Genomic DNA, 20,599 nt, shown 5'->3' on the forward strand with positions numbered 1-20,599 from the left:
GGCCGCTTCCTCAATCTGACGACAACCCCTCGGGATAACTCTCAGGAGGTGGGCTTTGAAGCTGATGGTGACGCGATGCAGGCGTATTGCAGGTATCGGCCGTCGGCGAAGTATCCGAGGGTCAGGACGGCCAGCGCTACGCCAATGGTCCCGTTCCAGGCGTTGATTCCCTCGATCCGGCGTACCCCGAAGCCTGACGTCTTGAACAACCGCACCAGGCTCCTGCGGGTAAAGAAGCGAATGTAGGTGCGGTCGAAGGTGCCAAAATCCTCCTGCGGGAAATCCTTTCGAAACAGCACCTTGCTCAGAGCCGGTAGGAAGCGGATGTTAGGGACCGCCGCGAGGACGACGCCCTCGGACGTGAGCTTGCGCCGAAGCTGTTTCAGCGTCGCAGTCGGGTCGACCAGGCGCTCCAAGACGTCGTTACAGACGATCACGTCAAAGTGGTTGTCCGGCAGCTCCGCGATCCGCTCGGCTACGGTGCCGACGAGTACCCGGTCGATAGCCGCGCTGGCCTGTTGGGCCGCTTGTGAGTCGGACTCGATGCCCCAGACCTCTGCGCCAGTACGCTCTTTGAGCGTTGCCCCGAGCGTGCCCTGCTCGCAGTGGAGGTCAAGGATCCGCTGTGCGGTTGTTGGAACGAACCGCAGTATCTCCGTCTGCGTTGGGCGGTAATATTCAGTAACACTTTTCGATTCTCTGGCGATGTGCATGGCTGCTATTCCGTCCTGTAAAGCGAAGCGCCCCCGAGCATAGCCCCGTTGCGCCGGTCGTTATCGGGGTTCCAGCAACCAGATCCTGCTAGGATCGCTTCGTGTTGGGTGAGGCCTCAACCGGGGGGAATACCGATATGGCCGGCTCTCGGGAGCTGCGTTTCTCTATCGTCATTCCCGCACACAATGAAGAGGAATACATCGCTTCCACCCTCGAACACGCCAGTAGCCTTTCATATCCCACCGAGTCCTTTGAAGTAATCGTGGTGGAGAACGGCTCCTCGGACCGCACCCTCGATGTCGCAAGACAGTTCGAGGGCCCCAACGTCCGCGTCTTCAGCAGCGACACGGCCGGAGTATCGGCAGCAAAGAACTTCGGTATCGACCGGCTGTCGCCGCGCAGCGACTGGGTGGTCTTCTTGGATGCGGACACGATCCTGAAGCCCAATTTCCTCCTCGATCTCGATGCGCAGTTGCGAGCATCACGCAAGCCGCTCTCCGTGGGTACCACGAAGGTTCTGCCGCTCGGTGGCGGCCGGCACGCGCGCGCCTGGTTCGCCTGTTATGACCTACTGCACCGGTTGGGTGGCTCATATGCCATCCAGATAGCCAAGCGTTCGCTGTTTCCGGAGCTCAGATTCGACGAGCATCTCATCATGGGGGAGGACCTGCTGCTGATCAAGCAGGCCCGTAAGCTCGGCAAGTTCTTCTATGTGCCAACGGACACGGTCTATACCTCGACCCGCCGGTTCGACACCGTCGGGTACTGGCGGCTCTATTTCCAGTGGGCCTCGTTCGAAATATTGCCGCGGCGGCTACAAAAGCGCCGTGGCTACAAAGTAATCCGATAGATCGCTTTCCTACCGGGGAGTATTGGCCGCCCGGACGCCGGCGGCACAGTCTTGGACTGTTAGTCGACCATCGGGTCCGAAAGCATCCTGAATGGAGCCACGCCGTGCGGGCCGGTGCTCAGATGGTGCCCATACCGTTTGTGACCAGGGCAATACCTGCCAAGCCGACAGCAACGGCGATGATCTGGCGCCGGTGGGCTCGCAACCAGTTGCGCAGCCACAGCATGGTTGCCTCGGTGCGGCCGGGGTGCACCAGGTAGCTGATCAGCGGGATCTCGATGATCGCAAGCATTACCAGCAGATAGACGAAGGTCGCGCTGAGCTGCGTGCCCATTGCGGCCCCTGAGGCCCCGATGGCCGTGAGCGCCACCAGGTATTCGACCGGCGGTGGGCCGGCCGAGCTGAGGCCAACCACGAAGGCGGCCCAGGGGAACCCACCTTCGAGAGCGCCCTGAGCGCTCGCCATCAACCGGGAGAAGCGGGTCGGGGTCTCCGCGACCATCAGCGTCGACGAGTCTCCGGCGCCGGAAGCGACCAGCGCCGGTGAGCGCACCGAGAACCCCGTCGCGACCAGGGCAGCGACCAGCAGCGCGACGACGCCCAAGCCGACTTGTAGGTGCCCGACAACCGACGTTGCCGCCAGCGACGAGACGTTGTCGACAATGGCGTTGGCGAGGTCACCCAGCAGCAGTAGAACGGCCAGCGCGACGCCGATCCCGGTCGCCATACCGCCGAACCAGAATGCGAGCAGGTTCACCATCGGACGCGGCTTGGAGACCAGGAAGATGGCAACCCCGAGACGCACCGGCTCGGTCGCCGTCATCACCGCCAGGATCAATACCGTGGTCCACATCTTCCCCTCCTTCCCCTCGCCGACTCAGCTAACCGACACCTCATTTTCCAGAAGATCTGCTGCCCGCGTGGCGCTTTCGCCAGGTTTGCTCATCTCATTTGCAATCGTGCGGGCGCGAGCGACGTAATCGGGACCCAAAATGCAGCGGAGATCGCTGACCAATGTCTCTTTTGTGGTCGACGCCAAACGACGTCCAGAGCCAATTTTTAGCCGTTTGATCTGCGCCAACCAGATCGGTTGTTCTATCCAGATCCAAAGGATCAGGGTCGGGATGCCAGCCCGCATACCCGCTGCGGTTGTTCCGGCCCCGCCGTGGTGCACGACTGCGCGACACGCCGGAAATACCGCGGCGTGCGATACCCCGGAGACCAACTTCACGTTTTCGGGGGCTTGCAAGCCGCCCAGATCATTCGAACCCGTGCAAATTAATGCACGTTCACCCAACTGCGCACACGCCGCGCTGATCATGGCGATTGTTGCGGCGGGCGATTCCACCGGCATGCTGCCGAAGCCGAAGTAGATCGGCGGCGTTCCGGAAGCGATCCACGACAGCACCTCGTTGTCGGAATCTGTCGGCATTTCCAGGGTCAGGGCACCGACAAACGGTCGGCGATCGCCCCATTCCGCCCACTCAGCGGCCAGCCCGGGAAAGCAAAGCTCGTCATAGGCTTGGATCTCGAGTGAGCGGCCTTTCAGAATTCGCGAAGTCGAGGATGAGGACGCCTTGGCCATACCAAGCTCGCGTCGTTGCGCTTCCTCGGGGTTTTTGGTCACGCGCCAATGCACCCACCACAGCGCTGAGATGACCGAGCGGTTCAAGCGCGGCGACAAGATCGGTATGACCCGGCTGTTCACCCGCGACGGGAGGAAGTGCATCGTTGCTAGCGGAATCCCGTAATACTCCGCGGCGTTCAAGGCGATGCCCTGGTGGATCATGCCGGTCAGGACCAGGTCGGCGCCGTCTGCCAGCGTTTTCAGGGTTGTCGCCATGTCGGACCAGGCCTGGCGCAGATCCGATATGCCCTCGCGCACCAACTTGATCGAAGTTTGCGGCTTCCAGAATTCCTGGAGGTTGTCCTCGTCGTTGAGCAGCTCGTCGGTGTCGGGGCCGTAGGGCACCGCCTCCAAGCCCGCTGCCGCGGCCAGGCCGGTCAGGTTGGGGGGTACTGCGACGCGTACTTCGTGGCCTCGGCGCGATAGCTCCCGCCCGAGTGCAGCGCACGGTTCGACATCGCCTCGCGTGCCGTTTATCGCCAGTGCAAATTTCATCAGCGGCCCCCAACCACTTCTTCCGTCCTTAAAACCCCAATCGACCCAGCTATCCGGCCCCAGTCATCCGAGTATCTCCGCCTTGAGCGAATAGTCGGCAAGTGTTTGCTCCACCAGTCCTCTGAGGTACTGGTTCGAGTTCTCGGCGCCGGGTTGGTAAGCCGATACGCTGATGAATACCGAGTTTTCGAGCCGCCCGGAAAACAGATATAGCTCGCCGCTTTCCCGTTCAAAGCGTTGTCTGGTGGCTCCCCGGTTGAACATGCGCGCGGAGGAATACCGGGCCCCGGTTCCGTCGACCCGGGTCAGAGCCTGACTGAGCTCGCCAAGATTGGAACAACCCACCGGCAGATCCGACGTTGCCATCGCCAGCACTTCCATTTTCCGGGCCAACCATTTCGGTGTGTAGGGCACCAGTGGAAGAGGCTTGAGCAGCTCGTTAGGGGTGTCTTTCAGCGCGGACAGGCTTTGTTTCGTTTCGTTGCGGATGAACTGCAAATCGGTTCGCGCGCGATCGGGGTCGAGATCGAAGGTGATTGCCGTGACAGCATTCGCCCGAGTGTCATCGTTGGTGCGTTCGCTGACCGGCATGATTATCGTGACGGCGCCATCTGTCGCCCGCACCCGGCCCATGAGTTGGGCAAGTCGGGTAGCAAAGGACACGAACAGCGAACCACTGGACCCGCTCAGATCGAGAGCACAGGAATCCCAGGTCTCCAGATCGCAGAACGCCGTCACCGATGGAGTCACGATCGGTTCATCGGCGCCGTCCGACACGGTCGGCGGCTTGCCGGGTTGGCCTGCTGCTCCGGTATCGCGTCTGAGCACGATGAGGATCAACGCGAGCAGGGCCCGGAAGACCTCTGGCAATCCACGAAGGGCATCCCATAGATCGACGAGCAGGCCTTCCGTCCGGCCGCGCGATCCCGGCGGCGGATATCCGAAGTCCCGGGTGATGCCGTTGATGGCCTCGAAGACGGCGAGGCCACCGGCGACACCGTCCACCACCGAGTGGGTGATGACCACGCTGACCGCCGTGCCGCCGTCCTGCAGCGGAAGGACCCCCAGATGCCAGCAGGGCCCATACTCGGGGTCAACTGGAATCTGTGCGCGTTCGTCCAACCACGCCGTAATTTCGCTTCGCGGCCGGGGCGTCGCGGCGACGTCGATGTCAGGCGCTTCGTGGTGGGCGACCCATCGAGGACGACCGAAAGGCAACGGAGAGCGCTCGATCCGGCGCCCCAGTAGCCCATAGCCAAGGTTCTCGTTGAACCGCCGCAACCCGTCCATGTCCGCTTCGCGGTCATAAATCCACAAAGTCTGACCGACCGTTTCGAAACCGGTAGCCCGCAGCCTCAGGAAAGCCGCCTGGTCGAGAAAGGCGATCCTGTTATCCGTCATGGCCGACGAGCTGCGGGTCCGAGACTCGTTGAGCACCCCTTGTTTTCCGCCTAGCCGGTACGCCATGACGTCAAAGGGGACACCGTCGCAGGGGGTTCGTAGGTACGCCGGCTGTAGGCGAGGTGCAGCTGACTGCCGGTGCGCGAGCGCGCCGGCATCACGTCGCGTCCTTCGGCCACCCGAACAAACGCGGACTTCAGCGCCTCGACGTAGCGGGTAACCGACTCACGGGCCACCGGGTTGTTCGGGAACAACACCGTCAGCTGGGTCTCTTTCTCGAGCCGGTTCACCCGGATGTCAATCTGACCCATCATGCCGCCGTCGTGGCAGAGGCGGGCGCGCAAACCTTCCACATGGGAGTTCGCCATGGCTGACAGCGGCGGAATGCCGGCGTCCAAGTAGAACAGCAAGGGTGCTCCCCACTGCCCCTCACGCAGCCACGGCACCAGCTCCATCACGCAGTCCAAGGGCACCTCCGCCAGGTCGCGACCGGAGTCGAAGGATTCCTGGGCTGCCTTGACGATCTCGCCGAACGACGATCCCACGGTCGGAACGGTGATCGGCACGAAGCCGGTGAACCATCCGGTCGTCATGAAGTCTTCTTCGGTGCGGCGGATGTCGATTGGGACAATCGCGTAGTACTCGTCGGCTCCGGTCAATTCGTGCTGGACCACGGCCGAGATTGCGAACACGCCCCCGCAGAACCGGGCCCCCGCCGACATGCAGGCGGCTTCGAAAGCCAGGGTCTGGCGCTCGTCCATCAGCCGGACGCCCATCATTTCGCACTGCGCGGAGGTATCGCCAAGCGGCAGTGGGAATTTGGGAAGGGAGCCGTCGTTGTTGTCGAAGAATTCGGTCCACTTGCTCATGACCGGGGAATCCAGGGTGAGACCGGAGATGTGCTCACGCTGCCGGTTGCAGTAGTTGTCGTAGCTGCCCGGTTCGGCCAACCGCAGCGGAGCTCCGCCGCTGACGAGGGCCAGGTACATCAGGTGAATTTCGGCAAACACCACGCCGACGAACATCGCGTCACAGTGAAGGTGGTCAATGGCCACGCAGAAGGTGAAGTGGTCCGCACGCTGAATGATCGAGAAGCGCACGCACCCCCACTCCAGCGGACTCGGGGTGGCCAACAGATGCTCGCGCCATTGACTCTGGGTGGTCAGCTCACCGTGTTCGACGGCGACGAACTGAATGTCGTTGGGCCGCTCGAGGGTCCGGCGCACGAAGTGATCGCCCTCGGTGTGCTCGAACCAGCTGCGGAAGGTGTCGTGACGGCGCATGTGTGCGTTGACGACGTGCGTCATGGTGCGGATGTCGCAAATTCCGGGGATGTCCCAGGAGGAAATGAGCAACCGCGACATTTCCAGTCCGCGCTCGCGGTAGGACCGGAAGTTGCGAAGGTGATGGGCCTGCATGTAGCTGGGCGGCACCGGGCTTATCGGCGCTTTGGCGGCCTTGGCGAGCGAGCCACGCGATGGCTGCCACGACACCAACGTGCCCGGCTCAGGATGCCAGTCGCTGATTGTCCCAGCTTCGACCTTCCCTACTCTGACCATTTCTCCTCCAAGTCGCCCAGCAGGTTGCGGTGCACCGGAGAGCTGCAGGTGGTCCACAAAACCTGAAACGGTTGTGATGTTTGCAGGGGCCCCGTTGAGCCGGGCTTCAGATAGCGGCTTTGGTCGCTTGGGCTCGAGTCGGTGTTGCCACGCTGCAACATCACCCGCGACGTGTCGGTTTGGCCGGCCCCCAATACCGGCCAACCGACTGGGGTGGTGACGGCACTCGACGTGCCAGGTAATGTGGTGTTCACATGCCCCCTCTTAGTTGGCTGCGCCTTTGCAAAGGCACGACCACTCTGCCGTCGGTATAACTACGCCGACGCTGTGACGACCCTTCATCTGGGTATTTACTTGTTAAACGCTGGTAGAGCAGAGCCTAGTTGATAGGCGGGCGTTAGATTTCGGTTTTCGCTGCATTGGGATTGAACTGGGTGCCAAGTGCGGGGATTTATGCGTCGGGCCCAGCATCGGCGCGCCTGCGACCAGGTAGTATTGCCGCAACAGCGTTGATCCGGCTATCACCGGTTAGCTTTCGGAAGAACAGCCTAAAAGCCCAGTAGAACCGAACGGTTGGGTCCGTTACAGCCCAAATTGAGCGGCCGCACTCAGGTGCGGCAAGCGGGGTGGTACCGCGGCGCTCGCGCACTGAGCGCGTCGTCGTCCCCGTGCCGTGTGATTTCTGGCACAGGAGACCGATGACTGACAGCACTTATCCGCGCAGCAACCTGGGCGCCGACCACCGTGGCGGCTCTCCGGACTTTCCGGAACTGGAAACCCAGGTGCTTGATTACTGGGCACGTGACGAAACTTTCCGGGCCAGTATCGAGCGCCGCGACGGCGCGCCCGAGTATGTCTTCTACGACGGGCCCCCATTTGCTAACGGCCTGCCCCACTACGGTCACCTGCTCACCGGTTACGTCAAGGACATCGTTCCGAGGTACCGAACCATGCGTGGATTCAAAGTGGAGCGCCGTTTCGGCTGGGACACCCACGGGCTGCCGGCCGAACTCGAGGTCGAGCGTCAGCTGGGAATTACCGACAAATCCCAGATCGACACGATGGGGATTGCCGCGTTCAACGATGCCTGCCGCGCGTCGGTTTTGCGCTATACCGGCGAATGGCAGCAGTACGTTACTCGCCAGGCTCGGTGGGTCGACTTCGACAACGACTACAAAACGCTCGATCTCGGCTACATGGAGTCGGTGATCTGGGCGTTCCGGCAACTTTGGGACAAGGGGCTGGCCTACGAGGGCTACCGGGTGTTGCCCTACTGCTGGCGTGACGAAACCCCGTTGTCCAATCACGAGCTCCGGATGGATGACGACGTCTACCAAAGCCGCCAGGATCCGGCGCTTACGGTTGGATTCAAGGTGGTTGACGGCGAACCGCAGGGGGAGCTGGCCGGGGCCTACCTGCTGGTGTGGACGACCACGCCGTGGACTCTGCCGTCGAACCTCGCCGTGGCCGTGCACCCGGATGTGACGTATGTGCAGGTACGCGTGGGGGATCGCCGCCTTGTGCTGGCCGAGGCGCGTCTAGCGGCCTACACGCGCGAACTCGGCGAAGAGCCGGAGGTGATTGGCAGCTATCGTGGCGCCGACCTCTTGGGCATGCGCTATCTGCCGCCGTTTGCGTATTTCATGGATTCGCCAAACGCGTTTGCGGTGTTGGCGGGCGAATTCGTGACCACCGAAGACGGTACGGGCATCGTGCACATGGCACCCGCCTATGGTGAGGACGACATGGCGGTTACCAGCCCGGTCGGCATCGAGCCGGTGACACCTGTGGATGCCAAGGGCCGCTTCGACTCCTCAGTGCCCGATTACCAAGGGCAACACGTTTTCGATGCCAACGCCCAGATCATCCGTGACTTGAAGAATCAGAGCGGTCCGGCGGCGGCCAACGGTGCGGTGCTGATCCGCCATGAGACCTACGAGCACCCGTATCCGCATTGCTGGCGGTGTCGCAACCCGCTGATCTATCGCGCCGTGTCCTCGTGGTTCGTCACAGTGACTAAATTCCGGGAGCGGATGGTTGAACTCAACCAGCAGATCACCTGGTACCCGGAGCACGTCAAAGACGGTCAGTTCGGTAAGTGGTTGCAGGGTGCCCGGGACTGGTCCATCTCACGAAACCGGTATTGGGGCACTCCGATCCCGGTCTGGAAGTCCGATGATCCCGCGTATCCCAGGATCGATGTATACGGCAGCCTGGATGAGTTGGAGCGCGACTTCGGCGTTCGGCCCACCAACTTGCACCGGCCCTACATCGACGAACTCACCCGTCCCAATCCCGACGATCCCACCGGGCAGAGCACGATGCGACGCATCCCTGACGTGCTCGACGTGTGGTTCGACTCGGGATCGATGCCGTACGCACAGGTGCACTACCCGTTCGAGAATGGGGACTGGTTCTTGGGCGGGGCGGCCGGTGACGCCGGCGCCCACTACCCGGGCGATTTCATCGTCGAGTACATCGGACAGACGCGCGGCTGGTTCTACACCCTGCACGTGCTGGCCACCGCGTTGTTTGATCGCCCGGCGTTCAAAACCTGTGTGGCGCATGGCATTGTGCTGGGTTCTGACGGCCAAAAAATGAGCAAGTCGTTGCGCAACTACCCAGACGTCGCCGAAGTGTTCCACCGGGATGGTTCCGACGCCATGCGGTGGTTCCTGATGGCATCGCCGATTCTGCGCGGCGGCAATCTGATCGTCACCGAACAGGGCATCCGCGAGGGCGTACGGCAAGTGCTGCTGCCATTCTGGAATGCCTATAGTTTCTTGGCTCTGTACGCACCGAAAGTCGGTACCTGGCGCACCGATTCGGATCATGTGCTGGATCGCTACATCCTGGCCAAGCTCGCGGTGCTGCGCGATGACCTCACCCAGGCCATGGAGGTCTGCGACATTTCGGGGGCTTGTGAACAGCTGCGCCAGTTCACCGAGGCTTTGACGAATTGGTATGTCCGAAGGTCGCGTTCGCGGTTCTGGCAGGAAGATGTCGATGCCATCGACACACTGCACACCGTGCTGGAGATCACCGCGAGGTTGGCGGCACCACTGCTGCCGCTAGTCACCGAGGTGATCTGGCGTGGGCTAACCGGCGAGCGCTCAGTGCATTTGACGGACTGGCCGCAGGCTGGCGAGGTCCCCGCGGACGCGGAACTGGTGGCCGCGATGGACCAGGTCCGTGAAGTGTGCTCGGCCGCGTCTTCGCTGCGCAAGGCCAAGAAGCTGCGGGTACGTTTGCCGCTGCCAAAATTGACCGTGGCCGTCGAGAATCCGCAGGCGCTAAAGCCGTTCACCGACCTGATCGCCGACGAACTCAACGTCAAGCAGGTCGAGTTGACAGATGCGATCGGCACCTACGGCCGGTTCGAACTGACCGTCAACGCTCGGGTTGCCGGTCCCCGGCTGGGCAAGGACGTGCAAGCTGCCATCAAGGCGGTCAAAGCCGGCGAAGGGGTTGTCAACTCCGACGGCACCCTGACGGCGGGTCCGGCGGTGTTGCAGTCCGAGGAGTACAGCTCCCGGCTAGTGGCCGCCGACCCGGAATTCACGGCGGCCTTGCCGGGCGGTGCGGGCCTAGTGGTGCTGGACGGAACCGTCACACCCGAACTCGAGGCCGAGGGCTGGGCCAAGGACCGCATCCGGGAATTGCAGGAGCTGCGCAAGTCCACCGGGCTCGACGTTTCCGACCGTATCCAGGTGCTGATCTCGGTACCGGGGGAGCGCGCCGAGTGGGCGCGCACTCACCGCGATCTGATTGCCGGCGAAATCCTGGCCACCACTTTCGAATTCGGTGAACCCGACGATGGCGTCGAGATCGGAGACGGGGTGCGGGTGGCAATCGCGAAATCTGGCGGAGCAGGGGTGTCCGGGCGCGAGCAGGCCTAAGACGTCAGCCGGCGCTGGTTGGCCCGCGCCCTGTGATCGCTACCCGATCCATCAGGGCGCGGGCGGACCGGATCGTCGAGCGGACCTCCTGCAGCAGTTTGGCCGGATGCTGTTGGTCCAGGTTGCTGAGCCGGTTGTAGCGGTCGATGCCGAACCCCGCTGACTCCAGGTGAATCCGCAACGGTAGAGCCAGCGTGCGGAGCCCCTCGAAGTGCAGGTAGGGCACCACCGGCTGGCCGGTCACCAGCAGGCAAGTCGACTGGTGCATGCGTGCCGTTTGGGCGGCGAAGGTGTAGGTATCGGCGGAGTTGGCTCGACGGTTGTCCGGGTCGGGCGACGGGGTTTCCAACAACATGACCGGCACGCCGAGGTCGTTGCCCTCCGGTGGAAAACGCCACACCGCCCGGTCGCGTTGCGGGTTATCCACCCGTTGTCGTATGTGCGCGGTCACCTCACCGGTGTCCAGCCCCAGTACGTCCTTTGCTGCTGCCACCAGGAGCTCGAACTCCGTGCGTGCCCCCGGCGCGCAGACGGCTACCGCATCCAGTTCGGATTCCAGTAGCTGGCGTGATGCTGCCGCCAGCACCACCTGGCCGATGCGCCGGCCGGTAGCCATCTCTCTTGCGTAGCCCACCCGCAGCTGGTTGGTATAGCGTCCACCGCCGATCACCAAGATGTGATCGAAGTCCGCGCCCTCGGGCGTGGTGGCTGTGACCAGACCCAGTTCGCTGGCCAACGCCGTGATCTGTTCCAGTTGGGTGGCGGGCAGGTCCAGGCGCGGGATCAGCCATCTGACCGCGCCAGCCGCGTCCTGACTGTGTAACCGGCCGGTGGCGGCGGCCCGGGCCCGCCCCCGGTAGTCCCACACCTTGCTGAATTCGTCGAGCAGCGCAAGTCGAGTCGGGAGGTCGCCGGTGGGTGGGGAGCCGCCGAACATTTCGACCAATTCCGTCAGAGCGGGCTGAGTGCTCCAGGCATGGACCTGCTGACAAATTCCTGCCACGAAGTCATCACCGGACCGGCCGAAGGCAGTTGACTCGCTATCGGACGGACACACCGTGGTTCCTTACCGTTCCTCAATACCCTTATTTGACATATCTTTTCGAGAAAAGTCAGGCTTTGGGTTTCTGTGCACGCCAGCGTTGCCTGCCGGCCTGAACCTCAACTTCGACATCGTGAAATCCCGCTGCGCGCAGGCGATCCGGGAGGTCCGCCGGTGGAATCGGATTGCAGGTGTCGCGAAAGTGCAAGATGCTGAACAGTAATGAAGGAATCCCGTCGCTCCCGGCGAAGACACCACCGGGACGCAGCACACGATAAGCCTCGGCGAACAGTTCATCCTGCAGTTCCGTGGTAGGGACGTGATGCAGCATGGTGAAAGACACCACCGAGCTGAACTCTTCGGCAGGCAGCCCGGTGTCGGTGCCGTCGCTGTTGATGATGCGTGCCTGCTCGCCATAGCGCTCTTGTAGGCGCCGCGCCATGGCTGGGTCGATTTCGACCGCTGTGAGCTTTGGCGTCTTGTCCACCAGCACCCGAAGAAAGGCTCCGTAGCCCGGCCCGATCTCGAGGGCGTTGTCGCCGAGGTCCACATCGGCGAGAACCCAGGGCAATACCTGGCCCTTGACCTCTTTTGCCCAGCGGTCAGAGTCGCAGCACAACCTATGCACAAGGTTCATTGCCATACTGACCGACGTTAGTCGAGATCGCCTCCGGCGAGCCCCGACTAGCCCCGAATAGTATTGCCGGTTGTGGAGTCCCGTTGGGTGCTGCACCTGGACATGGACGCGTTCTTCGCCTCGGTTGAGCAGCTCACCCGACCAACCTTGATGGGCCGGCCGGTGCTGGTGGGTGGTATGGGTGGGCGCGGTGTGGTCGCCGGCGCCAGCTATGAGGCGCGCGTTTTCGGGGCCCGTTCGGCCATGCCGATGCACCAGGCTCGGCGGTTGATCGGTGTGACCGCGGTGGTGTTGCCGCCGCGCGGCGCCGTGTACGGGGTGGCCAGTCGCCGGGTGTTCGACACCGTGCGAGGCCTGGTTCCCGTCGTCGAGCAGCTGTCGTTCGACGAGGCCTTCGGGGAACCACCACAACTCGGTGGGGCCGCTACGGCGGAGGTAGAACAGTTCTGCGAAGACTTGCGGCGACGGGTGCGCGACGAAACCGGCCTGATCGCCTCGGTCGGTGCCGGCTCGGGTAAGCAAATTGCCAAGATCGCCTCCGGACTGGCCAAGCCCGACGGCATCCGGGTGGTCGCCCGTCAGGAAGAACAGCTGCTGCTGGGCGGCTTGCCGGTGCGCCGGTTGTGGGGCATTGGTCCAGTTGCCGAGGAGAAGCTGCATCGCCTTGGGATCGAGACGGTCGGACAGTTGGCGGCGCTGGCCGACGCTGAAGTGGCCAACATCCTTGGCGCGACCGTCGGGCCCGCGCTGCACCGGCTGGCGCGCGGCATCGACGACCGGCCGGTTGCCGAGCGCGCGGAAGCCAAGCAGATCAGCGCGGAGTCGACCTTTGCCATCGATCTGACCACCCTCGATCAGCTCCGCAACGCGCTTGATCCGATTGCCGAGCACGCTCATCAGCGGTTGCTGCGCGACGGTCGCGGGTCTCGCACCGTCACGGTGAAGCTGAAGAAGGCCGACATGAGCACGTTGACCCGCTCGGCGACCTTGCCCTATGCGACAACCGATGTGGGAGCACTGTTGGCGCTGGCCCGCCGGCTGCTGCTGGATCCGGTCCAGATCGGGCCCATTCGCCTGCTGGGCGTGGGTTTCTCGGGGCTGAGCGAGGTACGCCAGGAATCGCTGTTCCCGGATCTGGACCTGGCGGCGGAGACGTCAGAAGAAGCCCATCAGGACTTTCACCCCTCGCATGGTGCGTTGTCGAGCACCCCAGCCGGCGCCGTGTGGCGAATCGGCGACGACGTCACCCACCGGGAGCTTGGTCACGGCTGGGTACAAGGAGCGGGTCACGGAGTGGTCACCGTGAGGTTCGAGACTCGCGGTTCAGGCCCCGGGCCAGCGCGGACCTTTCCCATCGAGACCAGCGACATCACCGCCGCCAACCCGGTGGACAGCCTGGATTGGCCGGATTTTGTCGGCCAGTTGCGGGTCGAGAATGCCGCTGACACCTCAACCCCAGCGGTCGATGACCTCGACGATGGGTAGCTCGGCTGTCAGCGCTGCCATCAGCAGCACCCGCGCCTGCGACGGCGGCAGCCGTGGCACCATCACCGCGCCCGCGGCCACCAGATCATGGCCAGGGCCGTAGCCGGCGCCGACCCGAGCGCCGGCAACACGGGTGGAAACCGCTATCACCACCCCGTTGCCACAATGCCGCCGCACCCCGTCGATCACGCCCGCGCCGGCATTGCCCGACCCCAGGGCCTCCAGCACGATGGCGCGCGCGCCGGCGGCCACACACGCGTCCAGTGCTACAGCGTCGCTTCCGGGATAGACCGCGACGATGTCGACCCGGGGTGCATCGGCGGCCAGAACGTCGCCGAGATATGGCCGCGATTTCGCGCGCCGCAGCGTCACCTCGTCCGTGACGGTGCCCAGAAGTTCGCCCGCGAATCCGCTCAGATCATCGGTTGCCGCCTTGCGAAGTCCTAGCGGCTCGAGCACCCGACCTGCAAAACACACCAATACCCCACAGTCGCGTACCGCGGGATCGCCGGCCACGATAAGCGCGTCACGCAGGTTGGCTGGACCATCGGCATCGGCGGCATCGGAGCTGCGCATGGCCCCGGTCAACACCACCGGGGTGCTGCCGGAATAGGTGAGGTCCAACCACAGCGCGGTCTCTTCAAGCGTGTCTGTGCCGTGGGTGATAACCACCCCATCGGGCCCATTGGGGCGGTCGGCGCCGCGCCCGGTGATGGCGTGCAGGGCGGCGCGGATGCGATCCCAGTCCGCCGGCACCAGCTGCGAGCTGTCCAGCGCCATCAAGTCGATGATTTCGACATCCAGATCCCCGCTCACGGCAGCGGTGAGCTGCGCACCGTTACGAGACGGTCGGCGCACTCCGTCGGTGCCCGTGCTGGTCGAGATCGTTCCTCCGGTGGTGATAACGGTGAGGCGGCCCATGCTGGGATCATCTCGCACCCATGTCATCGGCATCCGCATGTGGGTACCGGTACAAAGCTGAGGGATGATGGGGGAGTGTCTGACGAACCAACCGGATCAGCCGATCCACTGACGACAGCGGGAGAGACCGGGGTGACTGAGGAACCCAAGGTTTCCGCGCCGGAGCCGCCGCCACGGCGGCTGCGGCTATTGCTGTCGGTCGCGGCGGTGGTGCTGGCGCTGGACGTTGTGACGAAGGTGCTCGCCGTCAAGCTGCTGCCTCCCGGCCAACCGGTATCGATCATCGGTGACACAGTGACCTGGACATTGGTGCGCAATTCGGGTGCCGCCTTCTCGATGGCGACCGGCTACACCTGGGTTTTGACCTTGATCGCGACGGGCGTGGTGGTCGGAATCTTCTGGATGGGCCGGCGGCTGGTGTCGCCCTGGTGGGCCGTGGGGCTCGGGATGATCCTGGGCGGCGCAATGGGCAACCTGGTCGACCGCTTCTTCCGGGCACCCGGGCCGCTGCGCGGGCACGTCGTCGATTTCTTTTCGGTCGGTTGGTGGCCGGTGTTCAACGTCGCTGATCCGTCGGTGGTCGGTGGCGCCATCCTGCTGGTAATCCTGTCGATCTTCGGCTTCGACTTCGACACCGTGGGCCGGCGAAAGGCCGATGAGCGTTGACGGGCGATCGCTCGATGCCGGTTCCGGAGGGATTGGCAGGAATGCGTGTTGATGCGGGGCTGGCCCGTCTGCTGGGTCTGTCCCGCAGCGCGGTGGCCGTCATCGCCGAGAACGGTGGTGTCGAGCTCGACGGTGTGCCGGCGGGCAAATCCGATCGGCTGACCGCGGGGGCCTGGCTGCACGTCCAGCTGCCTGAGGCGCCGCCGCCGCCGGAGAACACCCCCGTCGAGATCGAGGGCATGACGATCCTGTACTCCGACGACGACATTGTCGCCGTCGACAAGCCGGCCGCGGTGGCAGCACATGCGTCGGTGGGCTGGACGGGGCCCACGGTGCTCGGTGGCCTGGCGGCGGCCGGCTACCGGATCAGCACGTCCGGCGTACATGAGCGGCAGGGCATTGTCCATCGCCTGGACGTCGGGACGTCCGGGGTGATGGTGGTTGCGCTGTCCGAACGCGCCTACACGGTTCTCAAGCGGGCCTTCAAACAACGCACCGTCGACAAGCGCTATCACGCTCTGGTGCAAGGACATCCAGATCCATCCAGCGGAACCATCGACGCACCGATCGGTCGGCATCCCGGCGGCGAGTGGAAGTTTGCGGTCACCAAGAACGGCCGGCACAGCCTCACCCACTACGACACCGTCGAGGCCTTCGTGGCGGCCAGCTTGCTCGACGTGCATTTGGAAACCGGGCGCACTCATCAGATCCGGGTGCATTTCGCGGCATTGCATCATCCGTGCTGTGGTGACCTCGTTTATGGGGCCGACCCGAAACTGGCCAAACGGTTGGGTCTGCAACGTCAATGGCTGCATGCGAGATCGCTGGCCTTCGCGCATCCCGCCGATGGCCGGCAGGTGGAGATTGTCAGTCCGTATCCGCCAGATCTGCAGCACGCCCTGGATGTGCTCCGCGACGAGGGGTGAGCGATAGCTCACTCGGTCGGCTTTCGCGCTTCCACCAACACCCGCGTCGGGTGGGTGACGAAGCGTCCGTCGACCTGGATGCGTTCATGCAACTCGACCAGCCGCTGAAAGTACGGCTCTGCCGTGAAATCCGGCACCGTCCAAATCAGCTTGCGCAGGAAGTACACCACCGCGCCGATGTCGAAGAATTCAGCCCTGAGCCGCTCCATGCGCATCTCCACGATCTGTAACCCGGCCGCCTGGGCCTGGGCACGCTGAGCCGCGGGCTCTAGCCGCTCCCACAGCTGGGGCTGCGGTCCGATGACGTGTCCCACGAGTTCGGCTACCGTCGCCGGCCCGGGGTGCTGCGCGAGGTAGGTGCCGCCGGGACGCAACACCCGGGCAATCTCACTCCACCACACGGTGATGGGATGGCGACTGATCACCAGGTCGAACGCTTCATCGGCGAACGGCAGCGGCGGCTCATCGCGCGTTGCGACCACCACCACGCCGCGCGGGCGCAACCGCTGGGTGGCTAGCGCCGCATTCGGCGGCCACGATTCGGTCGCGGCCATGGTCGGTGGAAACTTCGGCGCGCCGGACAGCACCTCGCCGCCACCGGTATGGATGTCGAGGGCGGCCGACGCGCGGGCCAATCGTTGGCTCATCAGCCGCTGGTACCCCCACGACGGTCGTTCTTCTGTCGCTCGGCCTTCTAGCCAGGAGAAATCCCATCCCACGACCGGCGCCGCCATGGCTTCGGCCACGAGCTCCTCAAATGAGCGTTGGGCGGCCGTCACCGGGGCCGCCGTTGCGGCATGCGGGCCTCGACGAGCGTGCCGCGCGGATGCCGGCGTCTGGATGCCAGCGCGGCATGCGGTGGCCACGATTCGACGGCGGCGCACGGGCGTCCGTGCGGGCGGGAGAAATCCCGGTCGGGCACGGGGGCCCGCCCGGCCTCTGCCGCCGGGACTTTGAATGCACGGCGCATGCTAGGCATTTTCGCCGCAAGCAACCCGTGCCGTCGACCACGAGCGGTGATCCGGATCGGGCGCCCGGCCCGCCCGCGGCCTAGCGCCGGGCGTGAGGGGCCTCAGGTCGTGGTGCAGACAAATTTGGTGCCGTGGAAATCGAGCTGCACTTCGCCCTGGTGCTCCCAGTACTCGACGCCTTGACGGCCGTACCGGGCACCACTGCCCGATAGCTGCACGAAAAGGATGTACTGGTCGCCTCGCCAGGTCAGCACCGCCGTCTTGGGATCGAGTTCGTTGTAGAACTGTGCAGTCAATGGGCCGTCCTCCGCGGGGCACCGGTAGCTGATCACGGGCGGAGCCGCGGTGGCCGGGTCCGCGATGGCCAACTGCGCCAACCGGGTCTGGTAGGACTCCTGCAGACAGGTGCGCATGTCAGGGTTCTGCGCACATTGGTCACGCGTCTCCGCCCAGTGACCTTGGGCCAGCGTCAGCGCCGCATTGTCGGTGCCGGGACGGTCCAGCGCCTGCTGGTAGGCGGTGTCGAGCCGGCGATCGAGTTCGGTCAACTGGGGGTCGTTGCAGACCAGTCGCTGGGTGTCATCTTCGGGGTTGGTGCAGTCGAGCAGCGGTGCGGCCGTCGATGTCGGCTGCGAGCCGCTCGTGGTGCCGGCCGGCGAATCGGGAGTCGAATGCGTTGTTGCTGAACTGCAGGCGCTCAACGCCAAGGCGGCCCCGATGAGGGCGATAAGTCTCATATGTGCTGACTACCGGCTTGCGGAGGGCGTGCAAAGCGCGACACGCCAGACCGGGCGCAATTCCTGCGGGCTCCGGCGGGGGATCAGACTCCCGCGGTCGTGGTCTCGCCCGAGGCGATGTCTGTGGCCAACGGTGCCACGAGCTTGAGAATGTCGGTGACGGTCTCAGAAGGGACCCCTGCTGCGGTCAGTGAGTCGCCCAGATGCCCGGCTACCAAGCTGAAGTGCGCCATGGTGATTCCGCGGCCCTGGTGGACCTGTTTCATCGGTGCGCCGGTGTAGGGCTCGGGTCCGCCGAGGGCTGCCGCAAAGAACTCGGCCTGTTTGCCTTTGAGGCGGTTCATATTCGTTCCGGTGAAGAAGCCGCCGAGTTGATCGTCGGCGAGCACACGTACATAGAAGTCTTCGACGACGGCTTCGATCGCCTCATACCCGCCGATCTTGTCGTAGATGCTGACCGGCGCACGTTTACGAAAGCGTGACAGTAGTCCCATGTTGCAAGGGCAGCATGGGGCAGTTGCGCATCGATTAGAGTGCCGTCACGCGCGCATTGCCTCGGGTAACAAGCAGATTGCTCATCGACCGCGGATCCAGGCGTTTGCTGGGTCTCGGCGGGCCGGCCCGTGGCGGCGCTCGCGTCACGGCAAGTCGTATCTATTCGAGGATGGATGTCCTAGGTTTGCTTTATGACCCACGTCACACTATCCACACCGCCCTCAGGAGCAACTTCACATGAAGCTAGGTGACCTCACCAACCTGGTCGAGAAGCCGTTCGCGGCGATGTCGAACATCGTCAACACGCCCAACTCGGCGGGGCGCTATCGGCCCTTCTATTTAAGGAATTTGCTCGACGTCGTCCAGGGCCGCAAACTCAGCGACGCGGTAGAGGGCAAGGTCGTGCTCATCACCGGTGGGTCATCGGGGATCGGCGAGGCGGCCGCGCACAAGATCGCCGAAGCGGGCGGCACGGTGGTGCTGGTCGCGCGCACCAGGGAAAACCTGGAAAAGGTGGCCGATGACGTTCGGGCCGGTGGCGGTGCGGCCCATGTCTACCCGTGCGATCTGTCCGACATGGACGCCATCGCGGCGATGGCCGATCAGGTGCTGGCCGATCTGGGCGGTGTAGACATCCTGATCAACAACGCGGGCCGCTCGATTCGACGCTCGCTGGAGCTGTCCTACGACCGGATTCACGACTATCAGCGGACCATGCAGCTGAACTACCTCGGTGCGGTGCAGCTCATCCTCAAGTTCATCCCCGGGATGCGGGAACGCGGGTTCGGGCACATCGTCAACGTCTCCTCGGTCGGTGTGCAGACCCGCGCACCGCGCTTTGGCGCCTACATCGCGAGCAAGGCGGCATTGGACAGCCTCTGCGACGCGCTGCAGGCCGAGACCATCAATGAAGGGGTTCGCTTCACCACCGTGCACATGGCGCTGGTGCGGACGCCGATGATCAGCCCGACGACGATCTACGACAAATTCCCGACCCTGACGCCCGAGCAGGCCGCCGGGGTCATCACCGACGCGATCGTGCATCGGCCGCGGCGGGCCAGCTCGCCGTTCGGGCAATTCGCGGCCGTGGCAGACGCCGTCAACCCGGCCGTCATGGACCGGGTGCGCAACCGCGCGTTCGGCATGTTCAGTGACTCCTCTGCCGCCAAGGGCAGTGAATCGCAGTCTGGTACAACAGAACTCGATAAGAGAAGCGAAACATTCGTCCAGGCGACCCGAGGGATACATTGGTGAGACTATGAGCCTTCCGAAACCAAACAAACAGGCCACTGTCGTAATAACCGGCGCCTCATCCGGCATCGGTGTCGAGTTGGCCCGCGGCCTTGCCGGCCGGGGCTTTCCGCTAATGCTGGTCGCGCGGCGCCGTGAGCGCCTCGAGGAACTGGCCGACGATCTACGGGACAAGTTCTCGATCGCCGTTGAGGTGTTGCCCCTCGATCTGTCCGATGCGCAAGCCAGAACTCAGCTCGCTGACCGGCTCCGCAGCGATTCGGTCGCCGGTTTGTGTAACAGCGCCGGCTTCGGCACCAGCGGCCGTTTCTGCGAGCTGCCACCCGAACGCGAAAGCGAGCAGGTCACGCTCAACGCGCTGGCCCTCATGGAGTTCACCCGCGCGGCGTTACCCGGCATGGTGGAGCGCGGTGCCGGTGCGGTGCTCAACATCGCATCCATTGCCGGCTTCCAGCCCATTCCCTTCATGGCGGTGTACTCGGCCTCCAAGGCCTTCGTGCTCACCTTCTCCGAAGCCGTTCAGGAGGAGTTGCACGGTACGGGAGTTTCGGTCACCGCGCTGTGCCCGGGACCGGTGCCCACCGAGTGGGCCGAGATCGCCAGTGCCGAGCGGTTCAGCATTCCCTTGGCGCAGGTGTCTCCGCACGACGTCGCCGAAGCCGCGATCGAGGGGATGCTGACCGGCAAGCGCACCGTCGTGCCCGGCGTGGTGCCCAAGTTCGTCAGCACCAGCGGCAGGTACCTACCACGCAGCGTGCTGCTGCCCGCGATCCGGATCGGGAACAAACTGCGCGGCGGTCCCAGCCACTGACCGCCGTGTCGACGGCCCCGCGGTGTTGGTTGCGGCACGCCAATGCCCGGGGCGCCGGCGCGCTTTGCGCGGGTGGTGCTTCGCGCGGCCGTGCCTTGCCGCACGGCTAGGC

General features: G+C 64.1%; 19 protein-coding genes. 7 read left to right on the top strand and 12 right to left on the bottom strand.

The features are described from left to right. Positions 1 to 41: 41 nt before the first annotated feature. Positions 42 to 713: a class I SAM-dependent methyltransferase gene (locus CCUG20998_RS11270; protein ID WP_020728661.1), complete on the bottom strand. Its 672-nt coding sequence runs from the start codon at positions 711 to 713 to the stop codon at positions 42 to 44. Between the two features lie 101 nt (positions 714 to 814). Here CCUG20998_RS11270 and CCUG20998_RS11275 point away from each other — a divergent pair, with 101 nt between their 5' ends. Continuing rightward, positions 815 to 1,564 (top strand): glycosyltransferase family 2 protein, encoded by a 750-nt coding sequence (locus CCUG20998_RS11275; RefSeq protein ID WP_231389657.1) that lies wholly within the window; start codon positions 815 to 817, stop codon positions 1,562 to 1,564. Between the two features lie 118 nt (positions 1,565 to 1,682). Here the strand turns inward: CCUG20998_RS11275 and CCUG20998_RS11280 are convergent, their stop codons facing one another. The 5 genes from CCUG20998_RS11280 to CCUG20998_RS11300 all read right to left on the bottom strand — a co-directional run bounded on the left by CCUG20998_RS11280 (position 1,683) and on the right by CCUG20998_RS11300 (position 6,900). Next, on the bottom strand, positions 1,683 to 2,417 hold the full coding sequence (locus CCUG20998_RS11280; protein ID WP_012394101.1) for a GAP family protein: 735 nt from the start codon (positions 2,415 to 2,417) through the stop codon (positions 1,683 to 1,685). Positions 2,418 to 2,441: 24 nt separating this feature from the next. Further along, a complete protein-coding gene (locus tag CCUG20998_RS11285; protein ID WP_020728663.1) occupies positions 2,442 to 3,686 on the bottom strand; it encodes a glycosyltransferase in 1,245 nt (414 codons plus the stop codon). A 63-nt stretch (positions 3,687 to 3,749) separates the two neighbouring features. Next, positions 3,750 to 5,123 carry a hypothetical protein gene (locus tag CCUG20998_RS11290; protein WP_020728664.1) on the bottom strand — a complete coding sequence of 458 codons (1,374 nt, stop codon included), beginning with the start codon at positions 5,121 to 5,123 and terminating at the stop codon, positions 3,750 to 3,752. Between the two features lie 14 nt (positions 5,124 to 5,137). Further along, positions 5,138 to 6,646 carry a condensation domain-containing protein gene (locus CCUG20998_RS11295; protein WP_036455592.1) on the bottom strand — a complete coding sequence of 503 codons (1,509 nt, stop codon included), beginning with the start codon at positions 6,644 to 6,646 and terminating at the stop codon, positions 5,138 to 5,140. Further along, positions 6,634 to 6,900: a hypothetical protein gene (locus CCUG20998_RS11300; protein WP_015356035.1), complete on the bottom strand. Its 267-nt coding sequence runs from the start codon at positions 6,898 to 6,900 to the stop codon at positions 6,634 to 6,636. Before CCUG20998_RS11300 ends, CCUG20998_RS11295 begins: the two co-directional genes overlap by 13 nt. Before the next feature lie 444 nt (positions 6,901 to 7,344). Here CCUG20998_RS11300 and ileS point away from each other — a divergent pair, with 444 nt between their 5' ends. Then, positions 7,345 to 10,545, top strand: coding sequence for an isoleucine--tRNA ligase (gene ileS / locus CCUG20998_RS11305; protein ID WP_020728666.1), 3,201 nt, complete (start codon positions 7,345 to 7,347; stop codon positions 10,543 to 10,545). A 4-nt stretch (positions 10,546 to 10,549) separates the two neighbouring features. Here ileS and CCUG20998_RS11310 read toward each other — a convergent pair whose 3' ends face one another. Both CCUG20998_RS11310 and CCUG20998_RS11315 read right to left on the bottom strand, forming a co-directional pair. Then, positions 10,550 to 11,602: a hypothetical protein gene (locus CCUG20998_RS11310; RefSeq protein WP_051173355.1), complete on the bottom strand. Its 1,053-nt coding sequence runs from the start codon at positions 11,600 to 11,602 to the stop codon at positions 10,550 to 10,552. Between the two features lie 55 nt (positions 11,603 to 11,657). After that, positions 11,658 to 12,230, bottom strand: coding sequence for a class I SAM-dependent methyltransferase (locus CCUG20998_RS11315; RefSeq protein WP_036455594.1), 573 nt, complete (start codon positions 12,228 to 12,230; stop codon positions 11,658 to 11,660). 66 nt (positions 12,231 to 12,296) lie between these two features. Between CCUG20998_RS11315 and CCUG20998_RS11320 the strand changes: the two genes are divergently transcribed. Next, positions 12,297 to 13,709: a DNA polymerase IV gene (locus CCUG20998_RS11320; RefSeq protein ID WP_094360242.1), complete on the top strand. Its 1,413-nt coding sequence runs from the start codon at positions 12,297 to 12,299 to the stop codon at positions 13,707 to 13,709. Here CCUG20998_RS11320 and CCUG20998_RS11325 read toward each other — a convergent pair. Continuing rightward, positions 13,674 to 14,630, bottom strand: coding sequence for an asparaginase (locus tag CCUG20998_RS11325; protein WP_036455857.1), 957 nt, complete (start codon positions 14,628 to 14,630; stop codon positions 13,674 to 13,676). The genes CCUG20998_RS11320 and CCUG20998_RS11325 overlap by 36 nt on opposite strands. 75 nt (positions 14,631 to 14,705) lie before the next feature. Here CCUG20998_RS11325 and lspA point away from each other — a divergent pair, with 75 nt between their 5' ends. Beyond that, on the top strand, positions 14,706 to 15,296 hold the full coding sequence (lspA, locus tag CCUG20998_RS11330) for a signal peptidase II (RefSeq protein ID WP_012394110.1): 591 nt from the start codon (positions 14,706 to 14,708) through the stop codon (positions 15,294 to 15,296). A 14-nt stretch (positions 15,297 to 15,310) separates the two neighbouring features. Then, the gene (locus CCUG20998_RS11335) at positions 15,311 to 16,222 is read left to right on the top strand and encodes an RluA family pseudouridine synthase (RefSeq protein WP_020728671.1); all 912 of its coding nucleotides are present in this window, start codon (positions 15,311 to 15,313) and stop codon (positions 16,220 to 16,222) included. Between the two features lie 8 nt (positions 16,223 to 16,230). Here the strand turns inward: CCUG20998_RS11335 and CCUG20998_RS11340 are convergent, their stop codons facing one another. The 3 genes from CCUG20998_RS11340 to CCUG20998_RS11350 all read right to left on the bottom strand — a co-directional run bounded on the left by CCUG20998_RS11340 (position 16,231) and on the right by CCUG20998_RS11350 (position 18,424). After that, positions 16,231 to 16,956, bottom strand: coding sequence for a class I SAM-dependent methyltransferase (locus CCUG20998_RS11340; protein ID WP_050674681.1), 726 nt, complete (start codon positions 16,954 to 16,956; stop codon positions 16,231 to 16,233). Between the two features lie 338 nt (positions 16,957 to 17,294). Beyond that, entirely contained in the window at positions 17,295 to 17,930 is a 636-nt protein-coding gene (locus CCUG20998_RS11345; RefSeq protein ID WP_020728673.1) for a lysozyme inhibitor LprI family protein, read from the bottom strand. Positions 17,931 to 18,013: 83 nt separating this feature from the next. Then, the gene (locus tag CCUG20998_RS11350) at positions 18,014 to 18,424 is read right to left on the bottom strand and encodes a group I truncated hemoglobin (protein WP_012394114.1); all 411 of its coding nucleotides are present in this window, start codon (positions 18,422 to 18,424) and stop codon (positions 18,014 to 18,016) included. A gap of 238 nt (positions 18,425 to 18,662) precedes the next feature. Here CCUG20998_RS11350 and CCUG20998_RS11355 point away from each other — a divergent pair, with 238 nt between their 5' ends. After that, positions 18,663 to 19,679 carry an SDR family NAD(P)-dependent oxidoreductase gene (locus CCUG20998_RS11355; protein ID WP_020728674.1) on the top strand — a complete coding sequence of 339 codons (1,017 nt, stop codon included), beginning with the start codon at positions 18,663 to 18,665 and terminating at the stop codon, positions 19,677 to 19,679. Positions 19,680 to 19,683: 4 nt separating this feature from the next. After that, on the top strand, positions 19,684 to 20,487 hold the full coding sequence (locus tag CCUG20998_RS11360) for an SDR family NAD(P)-dependent oxidoreductase (RefSeq protein ID WP_020728675.1): 804 nt from the start codon (positions 19,684 to 19,686) through the stop codon (positions 20,485 to 20,487). Positions 20,488 to 20,599 lie beyond the last annotated feature (112 nt).

This window comes from Mycobacterium marinum, assembly GCF_003391395.1.
GTDB classification, from domain to species: Bacteria; Actinomycetota; Actinomycetes; order Mycobacteriales; family Mycobacteriaceae; genus Mycobacterium; species Mycobacterium marinum.